The sequence below is a fragment of the Aeromonas sp. HMWF015 genome (genome assembly GCF_963878965.1).
GTDB lineage: Bacteria > Pseudomonadota > Gammaproteobacteria > Enterobacterales > Aeromonadaceae > Aeromonas > Aeromonas veronii.
In genome coordinates this window covers 8,045-19,307 of sequence record NZ_CAWNZT010000368.1, presented here as the reverse complement: position 1 = coordinate 19,307, position 11,263 = coordinate 8,045, and the positions used below count along the sequence as shown (strand labels likewise).

The 11,263-nt window shown below is 61.6% G+C and carries 12 protein-coding genes; 8 read left to right on the top strand and 4 right to left on the bottom strand.

The window, feature by feature from the left end; all coding sequences use genetic code 11:
- The 4 genes from AACS18_RS18785 to AACS18_RS18770 form a co-directional block, all read left to right on the top strand.
- The coding region (locus AACS18_RS18785; RefSeq protein WP_108613020.1) for a gluconokinase at positions 1 to 499 on the top strand (499 nt) is incomplete at its 5' end.
- A complete protein-coding gene (gene edd / locus AACS18_RS18780) occupies positions 496 to 2,292 on the top strand; it encodes a phosphogluconate dehydratase (protein WP_108613018.1) in 1,797 nt (598 codons plus the stop codon). The genes AACS18_RS18785 and edd, both read left to right, overlap by 4 nt.
- A 9-nt stretch (positions 2,293 to 2,301) precedes the next feature.
- Positions 2,302 to 2,943 (top strand): bifunctional 4-hydroxy-2-oxoglutarate aldolase/2-dehydro-3-deoxy-phosphogluconate aldolase, encoded by a 642-nt coding sequence (locus AACS18_RS18775; RefSeq protein ID WP_108613017.1) that lies wholly within the window; start codon positions 2,302 to 2,304, stop codon positions 2,941 to 2,943.
- Between the two features lie 139 nt (positions 2,944 to 3,082).
- Positions 3,083 to 3,775 (top strand): helix-turn-helix domain-containing protein, encoded by a 693-nt coding sequence (locus tag AACS18_RS18770; protein WP_108613016.1) that lies wholly within the window; start codon positions 3,083 to 3,085, stop codon positions 3,773 to 3,775.
- Here AACS18_RS18770 and AACS18_RS18765 read toward each other — a convergent pair.
- Positions 3,764 to 4,153: a nuclear transport factor 2 family protein gene (locus tag AACS18_RS18765; protein ID WP_108613015.1), complete on the bottom strand. Its 390-nt coding sequence runs from the start codon at positions 4,151 to 4,153 to the stop codon at positions 3,764 to 3,766. The genes AACS18_RS18770 and AACS18_RS18765 overlap by 12 nt on opposite strands.
- A 113-nt stretch (positions 4,154 to 4,266) precedes the next feature.
- Entirely contained in the window at positions 4,267 to 5,274 is a 1,008-nt protein-coding gene (locus tag AACS18_RS18760) for a substrate-binding domain-containing protein (protein WP_076493932.1), read from the bottom strand.
- Positions 5,275 to 5,363: 89 nt separating this feature from the next.
- On the opposite strand from AACS18_RS18760, the gene AACS18_RS18755 reads away from it, so the two are divergent.
- Positions 5,364 to 6,014: a Qnr family pentapeptide repeat protein gene (locus tag AACS18_RS18755; protein ID WP_108613014.1), complete on the top strand. Its 651-nt coding sequence runs from the start codon at positions 5,364 to 5,366 to the stop codon at positions 6,012 to 6,014.
- A gap of 133 nt (positions 6,015 to 6,147) precedes the next feature.
- Here the strand turns inward: AACS18_RS18755 and envC are convergent, their stop codons facing one another.
- Together envC and gpmM are read right to left on the bottom strand one after the other, a co-directional pair.
- On the bottom strand, positions 6,148 to 7,500 hold the full coding sequence (gene envC, locus AACS18_RS18750; RefSeq protein WP_108613013.1) for a murein hydrolase activator EnvC: 1,353 nt from the start codon (positions 7,498 to 7,500) through the stop codon (positions 6,148 to 6,150).
- Between the two features lie 9 nt (positions 7,501 to 7,509).
- On the bottom strand, positions 7,510 to 9,039 hold the full coding sequence (gene gpmM, locus AACS18_RS18745) for a 2,3-bisphosphoglycerate-independent phosphoglycerate mutase (protein ID WP_108613012.1): 1,530 nt from the start codon (positions 9,037 to 9,039) through the stop codon (positions 7,510 to 7,512).
- A gap of 246 nt (positions 9,040 to 9,285) precedes the next feature.
- Between gpmM and AACS18_RS18740 the strand changes: the two genes are divergently transcribed.
- The 3 genes from AACS18_RS18740 to gpsA are packed head-to-tail and all read left to right on the top strand — an operon-like array spanning position 9,286 to position 11,245.
- Positions 9,286 to 9,717, top strand: a complete 432-nt coding sequence (locus AACS18_RS18740; RefSeq protein WP_108613011.1) for a rhodanese-like domain-containing protein — start codon at positions 9,286 to 9,288, stop codon at positions 9,715 to 9,717.
- A gap of 50 nt (positions 9,718 to 9,767) precedes the next feature.
- Entirely contained in the window at positions 9,768 to 10,238 is a 471-nt protein-coding gene (secB, locus tag AACS18_RS18735; RefSeq protein ID WP_005340639.1) for a protein-export chaperone SecB, read from the top strand.
- Between the two features lie 2 nt (positions 10,239 to 10,240).
- A complete protein-coding gene (gene gpsA, locus AACS18_RS18730; RefSeq protein WP_042656911.1) occupies positions 10,241 to 11,245 on the top strand; it encodes an NAD(P)H-dependent glycerol-3-phosphate dehydrogenase in 1,005 nt (334 codons plus the stop codon).
- The last annotated feature ends 18 nt before the right edge of the window (positions 11,246 to 11,263 follow it).

Here is an 11,263-nt window from a genome sequence, read left to right as displayed (position 1 = left end):
GTGCATTATCGTGATGGGTGTGTGTGGTAGCGGCAAATCCAGCGTGGGCCTGAAAGTGGCCGAAGCGCTGGGCGCCAAGTTCATCGATGGTGATGACCTGCACCCCAAGGCCAACATCCAGAAGATGGCTGGTGGCAACCCCCTCAACGATGAGGATCGTGCCCCCTGGCTGGAGCGGATCCGCGACGCCGCCTACAGTCTCGAGCAGAAGAACGAGACCGGCATCATTGTCTGTTCCGCCCTCAAAAAGAAGTACCGCGACCAGATCCGCGAAGGCAACGAGTCGGTCAGCTTCATCTTCCTCGATGGCAGCCAGCCGCTGATCCTCGAGCGGATGCGTGCCCGCAAGGGCCACTTCATGCGTGAAAGCATGGTACAAAGTCAGTTCGATACCCTGGAGCGCCCGGATGGCGAAGCCGGTGTATTCCACATTGATATCGACGGCACCTTCGAACAGGTGGTTGACCGCGCCGTCACAGCATTGGAGCAAGCCCAATGATTCATCAGGTAATTTCCGACGTCACCGCCCGCATCCGTGAGCGCAGTGTCGCCCGTCGTCAGGCATTTCTGGCCCGCATCCAGCGTCAGGCAGAGCAGGGCAAGACCCGCGCCGCGCTGGCCTGCGGCAACCTGGCCCACGCCGTGGCCGCCTGCAGCAGTGACGAGAAGGGTCGCATTCTCGATATGACCCGTGCCAACGTCGGCATCGTCACCGCCTACAACGATATGCTGAGCGCCCATCAGCCCTATCAGGGCTATCCGGATCAGATCAAGGCGGTACTGGCCGAGCTGGGCCACAGTGCCCAGGTCGCCGGTGGCGTGCCCGCCATGTGCGACGGCGTGACCCAGGGTCAGCCGGGGATGGATATGTCCCTCTTCTCCCGCGACCTGATCGCCCAGGCGACCGCACTGTCGCTCTCTCACAACACCTTTGATGCCACCCTGCTGCTCGGTATCTGCGACAAGATCGCTCCGGGTCAGATCATGGGGGCCCTCTCTCACGCTCACCTGCCGACTGCATTTGTTCCTGCTGGCCCGATGGCGAGCGGCATCAGCAACGACGAGAAGGTGGAGGTGCGTCAGAAGTACGCCGCCGGTGAAGTGGGCCGTGATGCCCTGCTGGAGATGGAGTGCGGCGCCTACCACGCGGCGGGCACCTGCACCTTCTACGGCACCGCCAACACTAACCAGCTGGTGTTCGAGGCCATGGGCCTGATGCTGCCGGGCTCCGCCTTTGTGCACCCGCATAGCGAGCTGCGCCGCGCCCTGACCGGCGAAGCGGCCCGCCGTATCAGCGCCATGATCCCGGGTTCCCCGGCCTATCGCCCGCTGAGCGAGGTGCTGGATGAGCGCTCGCTGGTCAACGGTCTGGTGGCCCTGCTCGCCTCCGGCGGCAGCACCAACCACAGCATCCACATGGTGGCGCTGGCCCGCGCGGCCGGTCTGGTACTGACCTGGGATGACATCAGCGATCTCTCCGACGTGGTGCCGCTCTTGGTTCGCATGTACCCGAACGGCCCGGCCGACGTCAACGCCTTCGAGCAGGCGGGCGGCGTGCCCGGCCTGATGCGCCGTCTGGCGCAAGAGGGGCTGATCCACATGGATGCCACTCCGGTCTTTGGCGAGATGCAGGATTACCTCAGCCGTCCGGCACTGGTCGATGGCCAGCTGGTATGGCAGCCGGTGGGCGAAAGCGGCGATGTGAGCGTGCTTTCACCTTCCGGTAGCGTGTTCCAGGCCACCGGCGGCACCAAGCTGCTGGCGGGCAATCTGGGCCGCGCCGTGGTCAAGGTCTCCGCCGTGGCTCCCGAGTATCGGGTGATTGAAGCACCGGCGCGGGTCTTCTCCTCCCAACATGCGGTGGAAGCGGCCTACAAGGCGGGCGATCTCAATCAGGATGCCGTGATCGTGGTGCGCCACAATGGCCCGGCCGCCAACGGCATGCCGGAGCTGCACAAGCTGATGCCGGTGCTCGGCAACCTGCAGAAGGCGGGTTACAAGGTGGCGCTGGTCACCGATGGTCGTCTCTCCGGTGCCTCCGGCAAGATCCCGGCCGCCATCCACGTCACTCCGGAAGCGCTGCACGGCGGGGCCATCGGCCTGCTTGCTGACGGCGACCTGCTGCGGGTTGACGCGGTAAACGGCAGCCTCGACTGTCTGACCGATTTGAGTGGCCGTACCCAGGCCGAGATTGACCTCACTCTGGAACAAGAGGGGTGGGGCCGTGAACTGTTCAGCGTGATGCGTCGCGCGGTATCGAGCGCCGAGTGTGGCGCTACCATCTTTGACTAAGGAAGAGCTATGCAGAACTGGAAAGTGACCCCGGCCGATGTGTTTGCCGCCTCCCCGCTGGTACCCGTGATGGTTATCAACGAGCTGGATCAGGCCCTGCCGATGGCCAAGGCGCTGCTCGACGGCGGCATCTCTGTCTTCGAAATCACCCTGCGCACCCCGGTGGCGCTCGATGCCATCGCCCTCATTGCCAAGGCGATGCCGGATGCCATGGTCGGTGCCGGTACCGTGCTCAACTGCGAGCAGTTTGACGCAGCCGTTGCTGCCGGTGCTCGTTTCGTCATCTCCCCGGGGATGACCCCGGCCCTGCTGGCCCACGCAGCCAAGAGCACTGCACCGCTGATCCCGGGCGTAGCTACTCCGTCTGAAGTGATGCAGGCGCTGGAAGCGGGCTACGACCACCTGAAGTTCTTCCCGGCTGAAGCGAACGGCGGCACCAAGGCGCTCTCCGCCATTGCCGCGCCGTTGCCCCAGGTGAAGTTCTGCCCGACCGGCGGTATCGGCCCGAAAAACGTGGCCGACTATCTGGCGCTCAAGTGCGTGGCCACCGTCGGCGGCTCCTGGATGCTGCCGGCCGATGCGGTCAAGAGCGGCAACTGGGAAGAGGTGACTCGCCTCTCCCGCGAAGCGGTTGAGTTGGTAAAACGCTAAGCATCAGTTGTGCAGAAAACCAAACAGGCCACCCTCGGGTGGCCTGCTTCTTTTGGCCATTCTGACAGCGGAAAAGCCATTTACAGGGTGCCGTCTGCTCCCTTATGGTCGTGGTCGGTTTCTTATCCGGCTGGCCGATATGTCCTTTCTCCATCGCTCCTGCCCGCAAGGGCACTTCACTCCGCTGCATTGTCATCCGCAGGCCCAGTATTGCTACATGCACGAAGGTGGTGGCGTTATCACCGGCGGTGCTGCCAGCGAGCTGCTGGTTGCCGGCCAGCTCTGCTTTATTCCTACGGGCTGGGAGCACGAGTTTCGCGTGCTGCGCCACTCTCGCCTGTCGCTTATCTATACCGATTCGTCCACATCAGCCCCTTTTGGTCTGCGGCAGGTAACGCCGCTGCTGGCAGGGCTTTTTGCCCGCCTGAGCGATCTGGAGGAGGGGACCGAGCAGGAGGCCTATCTGACAGTGATTGGCCACGAGTTGGTGCGAGCTACTCCGCAAGCAGCCCAGCCTGCGCTGGCGGCCAACCTCGACCCGCGCCTGCTGCGGGTGCTGGAGCGTTTCTGTCAGGCGCCCTCAATCAACACCATGCTTGCCGAGCTGGCCATGGATTGCGGCGCTTCGCTGCGCACTATCAACCGGCTTTTCCTCCAGCAGCTGGGTTGTACCTTCCGCCAGTGGCGCGAGCAGGTGGTGATGGGGCGGGCTCGCCAGTTGCAGTATCAGGGGGTCACATCGGTGCAGATTGCAGACCTGCTCGGTTACGAAGATCCCGCCGCCTTCTCCCGCGCGCTCCAGCGCTTCGCCCGGCGTGGCTCAGCGTCGTGAACCTATGTCGGCATCCTGCTTGCTGCCGCTCAGCAGGCAGGTCACCTCGTCGGTCTGGCAGATCTTGCCGTCGCGAAAGGTGAAGAGACCGCTCACCTTGCAGACCAGCGGGGCGCCATCGTGGCGGGTAGATCGCACCACATGGGTCGAGTGCACCCTGTTCCCTTGCGCGATTGTGGCGACGAACTCGATAGTGGCTTCGGCCAGATGAGCTCTCAGCGCCGCAATGTGCTGGCAAAAGGCAATGTAGTCGAGCTGCTCGCCGTTCACCTGCTGGCAGTAATCCGGGGTGAACCACTGGTCGAGCTCGGCCAGGGTAAAGCGAGGATCGCAGACAACGCGCTGCAGGCAGGCTCGCAATCGTTCGGTGTTGTTCATTTTCTGCTCCTGAAATGTGGCTGTAATGCCGGGCCAGCATAGAGCAGAGGATGGTGATAAGAGGTTGCAGGATGCGCCATCATAGCGGTTAAACACGCCATGATGGCTGGGGGTCAGCCCAGACTCTCCCCGACATAGAGGGAGAAGCCGATATCCTTGCGGGTGTCGGGTTGGGATTGGCCGTTGAGACGCGCCAGCAGCATGGTGGCCGCCTCCCGACCGATCGCTTCCCGCGGGGTGGCGATACTGGCCAGTTTGGGGGTCATGGCGTGGCCGATGTCGAGAGCGTTGCAACCGGCGATGGCGATCTGCTGGGGCACCGGGATCCACTTTGCCTGACACTGCAGCAGGGCGCCCACCGCCAGGTCATCGTTGGTGCAGAACAGGCCGTCGAGGTCGGGATAGCGCACCAGCGCCTGATCCAGCAACTCGCCCCCCAGGGTGAAGCTGGAGGATTGTTCGGTCAGCAGATGCTGGCCGGTAAGGCCGAAGTCGGTCATCGCCTGATAGTAACCCTCCATCCGCAGCTGGGTACGCACGTCGAGCCGCGCCCCCAGATAGACCACCTTGCGACGGCCCCGGCGCAGCATCTCTGTTACCATGGCCCGGGCCGCTGCTCTATGGTCCATGCCGACCACCATATCGATGGGGGTTTGCGGCAGATCCATGGTCTCTACCACCGGAATGCCGGCGGTGGCGATCATCTTGCGAGTGCGCTCTGTGTGCTGGCTGTCGGAGAGGATCAGCCCATCCACGTGATAGGAGAGCAGGGACGCGACCTGCTCCTCCTCCCGCTCCGGGCTGTAGCCGTAGTGGGCCAGCAGGGTCTGGTAACCGGCCGGTCGGGTCACCGACTCGATGCCGTGGATCACCGCCGAGAAAACCTGATTGGAGAGGGAGGGGATCAGGATGCCGATCGCCTTGCTGGTCGCGTTGGAGAGAATATCCGGTGCCCGGTTGGGGATATAACCCAGCTCTTCCACCACAGCCGCGATCCGCTCGCGGGTCCCCTCCGCCACGGTCTGCGGGTCGCGCAGATAGCGGCTGACAGTCATCTTGGTCACGCCGGTCTGGTCGGCGATATCTTGCAGGGTGGGGCGGCGCTTGCGGGTGGGGCTCATAGGGGTGTCCAGGGTGGATGTTACATGTAACATTACCGTTTTTGGCGGATAAAGTCAGCATATGAAGCCGTTTTTGCAGGAGTTTTCCGATGATCAGAGGCAAGCAGTTCGTGGATGTCCGGTTCGAGCAACAGGATGTGGAGGGGGAGCTGTTCTCGGAGTGCCGCTTTATCGGATGCAATTTCTCCTGGCTGGATTTGAGCGATAGCCGCTTCATTGACTGCAGCTTCTACGATCGGGAGAGTGAACGGGGCTGCCTGTTGCAGGGTTGCGATCTGCGCGAGGCCAGCTTTCTACGCTGCGATCTCACCATGGCCGATTGCAGCCGCAGCCAGTGTCTGGGGTTGGAGCTGCGCAACTGTCAGGCGGTCGGTATCAACTTCAGCCATGCCAGCTTCGCCAACCAGATCACCGCCAAAAGCTACTTCTGCGAGGCCCATCTGACCGGCAACAACTTCAGCTACGCCAGCTTCGAGGGCTGCCTGCTGGAGAAGTGCGAGCTGACCGGCAACCGTTGGCAGGGGGCCAACCTGTTTGGTGCCTCGCTGGCGGGTTCCGATCTCAGCGGCTCCGAGTTTGGCCAGATTGACTGGACCAGCTTCAAGCTGCAGGGCTGCGATCTGCGCCAGTGCGATCTGCCAGGGCTGGATCTGCGCCGGGTCGATCTGCAGGGAGTACAGATCAACGAGGATCAGCAGCAGACATTGCTGGAGCAGATAGGTCTGGTTGTCTTCCCCTGAGCCGAGCGAAAAAATAGGTAATTTTTCATCAAATGGGAGTGACAGCGGGTTGCTGTACTCCTGAAATGACAAAAGCCTGCGTGAGGCAGGCTTTTGCTAGTGAGCGTGTGACGCGTTTGTCGGCCGGGTTGACTCAACCCTTGGCCAGCCATTTGGTCGGGTTGATCGCCTCGCCCTGATAGCGAATTTCGAAGTAGAGGCCCGGTCTGTCCTGACCGCCACTGTCACCGACCAGTGCCACCGGTTCACCCTGTTCCACATTCTGGCCCACCTGACGAAGCAGCGACTGATTGTGACCGTAGAGGCTCATATAGCCCTTACCGTGATCGATTACCAGCAGCATACCGAAGCCGTCGAGCCAGTCGGCGTAAACCACTTGTCCCGGTGCGACCGCCTTGACCTGGGTCCCTTCGCTGGCGCCGATCAGGGTGCCTTTCCACTTGAGCTGGGCGGTGCGCGGCGAACCGTAGGAGATGAGGATCGGTCCCTGTACCGGCCAGCGCAGGCTGCCATTGGTCTTGAGACCACTGTAGTGACCGGCACTGCTGATGCCCGAGCCGCGCTCCGGTTTGCTGCTGGCTACCTCTTCGGTCGGTTCTGCCGGTTTGACGGTTTTGTTCTGCTGGGCGGCGAGTCGTTGCTGCTCGGCGCGGCGCTGTTCGGCCAGCTTGCGCTGACGCTCCTGCTCCGCTTTCAGCTTGGCCAGCCGTTCCCGCTCGGCCCGTTCACGGCGCTCCTGCTCTTCCCGCTTGCGGCGCAGCTCTTCCAGCCGGGCTTTCAGCGCCTTCTCCGCCTTGACCAGCTTGGTGAGCTTCTGCTCGTCATCCTGTACCGACTGCTGCAACTGGTTGCGCACCTTGGCCCGGCTCTGCTGGCTGGCCAGCAGGGTCTGGTGATGCTCCTGCTGTTCGGCAAGCAGGGTCTGCAGTCTGGTTTCGGTCTCTTTGGTGGCCTGCTGGTTTTTCGCCAGCTTGTCACGGGTGGCGCGCAGGGCGTCGATGGCCTCGATGCGGGCCTTGTTGAGGTAGTCGTAGTAGTCGAGGGAGCGGCTCAGTTTGGCCGGATCCTGCTGATTGAGCAGCAGTTTCAGGTAGTCGTGGTTGCCCGCTTGAAAGGCGCTCTCCGCCTGTTTGGCCAGCAACTGCTTTTGATGTTTGGCTTGAACTTCCAGCGCCAGCTTGTCTTTTTGCAGGGTCGCCAGCGTCTGCTGGTTCTGCTTCAACTGCTGCCTGGTCTGGTTGAGTTTGGCGGCGGCGGCCGAGATGGCCTGCTCGTCAGCCTTGAGCTGGGTGTTGAGCTTGGCAAGCTCCTGCTTGCTGAGCTTGATGGTCTTCTGTTGCTCTTTGATCTGGGACTGCATGGTGCCCAGCTGCTGATTGGCGGCCAAAGCCGGTGTGCTGGCGCCAAACGACAGGCAAAAAAACAGCGCGCCGGCCAACAGGCCGACGCGACTGGTTTTCTGTGAAATAACTTCGCATCCCCGCATGGGGAAGGATTATTTCAGAATCATCAGGGGCTTGCCAGTCATTTCCGGCGGCACCGGCAGACCCATCAGGGTCAGCATGGTGGGGGCCAGATCGGACAGTTTGCCACCTTCAACCACCTCGGCTTTGCGACCGAAATAGATGAGCGGAACCGGCAGATTGGTGTGGGCGGTGTGGGCCTGACCAGTCTCTTCGTCCAGCATCTTCTCGGCGTTACCGTGGTCGGCAGTGATCAGGCACTCGCCACCCACTTCGGCCAGGGCGTCGGTCACGCGACCGATGCAGTGGTCAACGGCTTCACAGGCTTTGACGGCGGCATCGAACACACCGGTGTGACCAACCATGTCGCCATTCGGGTAGTTACAGATGATGACGTCGTACTTGCCGCTCTTGATGGCCGCAACCAGCTTGTCGGTCAGCTCTTCGGAGCTCATTTCCGGCTGCAGGTCATAGGTCGCCACTTTCGGGCTGGCCACGATCTCGCGATCTTCGCCGGTGAAGCAGGACTCTTCGCCACCGTTGAAGAAGAAGGTGACGTGAGCATACTTCTCGGTTTCGGAGATGCGCAGCTGGGTCTTGCCCTGCTTGGCCAGCCACTCACCCAGGGTATTGACCAGAGCGGTCGGCGGGTAGGCACAGGCAGTTTTGATGTCGGCCGCGTATTCGGTCAGCATCACGAAGTTCAGCTTCGGCTCGACTGCACGGGCGAAGCCGGTGAAGTCGGTGTCAACGAAGGCGCGGGTGATTTCACGGGCACGGTCGGCACGGAAGTTCATGAAAATCAGCGCATCGCCGTCGATCATCGGGGCAGCTTCGCCGATGCGGGTGGCTTTGACGAACTCGTCGTTCTCGTCGCGAGCATAGGCGGCAGCCAGCGCTTCGGTGGCGCTCTCGGCGGTGAACTCGCCCTTGCCCTGGGTCATCAGGTCATAGGCTTGCTGCACGCGATCCCAGCGGTTGTCACGGTCCATGGCGAAGTAGCGGCCGATCATGGAGGCGAAACGACCCTTGCCCAGCTCGGCGAACAGGGCGTCGAACAGCTCGATGGAGGACTGGGCGGAGCGCGGCGGAACGTCGCGGCCATCCAGGAAGGCGTGCAGATAGATCTTCTCGGCGCCACGCTTGGTAGCCATTTCGATCATGCCCATGATGTGCTCTTCGTGGCTGTGTACGCCACCCGGAGACATGAGACCCATGATGTGAACGGCTTTGCCGTTGGTGACGGCAGCGTCAACAGCCTTGGCCAGCTCGACGTTCTGGAAGAAGTCGCCGTCCTGGATGTCTTTGGAGATGCGGGTCAGCTCCTGATAGACGATGCGACCGGCGCCGATGTTGACGTGGCCCACTTCGGAGTTGCCCATCTGGCCATCCGGCAGACCGACGTCCAGACCGGAGCCGGAGATCAGGGTGCTGGTGTAGTCACGGGCCAGACGATCGAGGTTGGGAGTCTTGGCGGCAGCGACGGCGTTGTGCTCTTGCTTGGTGCTGTAGCCCCAACCGTCCATGATGACCAGAACCAAAGGTTTCTTAGCTGTTGACATAAGACTATGTCCTCTCGGATTGGAAAAAATGCGGGAAATGAAACTAGCGTAATATTACTACATCTGCCGAAATAGTCACCTGATAGCCAAGGGGCGCTCCCGCGGCCCCGCAAGCCATGCCCTTCCTGCCATGCTCGCTGCCCAAAGATGATGGGAGCCTGCTCGCGCTTTGCCGCCAAGATGGCTGATCTTATCAATACCCCCATGTATACTCGGGCCCTTGTCTTGGTCCCTGGATAGTAGAAGATGCAAGAGTATTTGGATTTTGCGGCCCGTAACCCGCTGCTGACCGCAGCCTGGTTGGGTCTGGCTGGCACCCTGGTTTACACCACTGTGCGTGCCCGTTTGTCTCCGGTAAAAACCGTCAACAATCACACCGCGACCCTGCTGATCAACCGCGAGAACGCCACCGTGGTGGATATTCGCAGTCAGGACGAGTTCACCAAGGGCCACCTGGCCGGTGCCCAGCACCTGCCGCTGACCCAGATCCAGAGCAATAATCTGGGCCCGGTTGAAAAGCATAAAGATGCCCCCATCATAGTGGTGTGCGAGTCGGGAATGACTGCGGGCGGCGCGGGCCGTCAGTTGAGCAAAGCTGGCTTCAAGCAGGTTTATGTGCTCGGCGGTGGCATGGCCCAATGGCGTGCAGAAAATCTGCCGGTAACCAAGAAACGCTGATTTAAGCAGGGCCTGAGCCCACTTATCCATATAACAAGGAATCAAACGAAATGGCTGACGAGATCAACAACCAGGAAGTACAACCGGAATTCCACATCCAGCGTGTTTACACCAAGGATGTCTCTTTCGAAGCGCCGAACACCCCGCACATCTTCCAGAAAGAGTGGCAGCCGGACGTCAAGCTGGATATGGATACCAAGACCAACATCCTGGCTGAGAACGTCTACGAGGTTGTCCTGACCCTGACCGTGACCTGCAAACTGGAAACCGAAACTGCCTTCCTGTGCGAAGTACAGCAAGCCGGTATCTTCACCATCGGTAACCTGCCGGAGCCGCAACTGGCTCACTGCCTGGCTGCCTTCTGCCCGAACATCCTGTTCCCGTATGCCCGCGAAGCCGTGGCCAACATGGTGAGCAAGGGTTCCTTCCCGCAGCTGAACCTGGCACCGGTCAACTTCGATGCCCTGTTTGCCCAGCACATGGCGCAAGCACAGGCCCAGCAGGCGACTGCGGAAGCCTGATAATGGCTGATCAGATCGCTATCTCGGTCTTGGGGGCGGGGTCTTATGGCTCCGCCCTTGCCATTTCTCTGGCGCGCAACGGTCATTCGACCCTGCTGTGGGGTCACGACCCCGTTCATGTCGCCGAGCTGGAACAAGACCGCTGCAACAAGGCATTTTTGCCTGATGTCCCTTTTCCTGCCGATCTGCAACTGACTGCGGATCTGCAACGTGCGGTACAGGCTGCCCCCGTGCTGCTGCTGGTCGTGCCGAGCCATGTATTTGGTGATGTGCTGACCCGGATCAAACCTTTCCTGCGCCCCGATACCCGTATCGCCTGGGCCACCAAGGGTCTGGAGCCGGACAGTGGCCGTCTGCTGCAGGATGTGGCCCGCGACGTACTGGGTGACGAGATACCGCTGGCGGTGATCTCCGGCCCCACCTTCGCCAAGGAGCTGGCTGCCGGTCTGCCGACCGCCATCTCGGTCGCCTCGACCCACGATGAGTTCGCCGACGATCTCTCCCATCTGCTGCACTGTGGCCGCTCGTTCCGGGTCTATACCAATCCGGACTTCGTTGGCTTGCAGCTGGGTGGGGCGGTGAAGAACGTCATCGCCATCGGTGCCGGTCTCTCCGACGGGCTCGGGTTTGGCGCCAATGCCAGAACCGCACTCATCACCCGGGGTCTGGTGGAGATGCAGCGTCTGGGTGCGGCGCTGGGTGCCGATGCCAAAACCTTTATGGGGATGGCGGGGCTCGGGGATCTGGTGCTCACCTGTACCGACAACCAGTCGCGCAACCGTCGCTTCGGGCTGGCCCTCGGGGCTGGCAAGGATGTGAACACCGCCATGACCGAGATCGGTCAGGTGGTGGAGGGATATCGCAACACCAAAGAGGTGCATCTGCTGGCGGCCCGCTGCGGCGTCGAGATGCCCATCTGCGAGCAGATCTTCAAGGTGCTCTACGAGGGTAAGAACCCGAAAGAGGCGGCCATCGCCCTGCTGTCGCGAGACAAGAAGGACGAGTAATCTGCCAATTGCCCATGC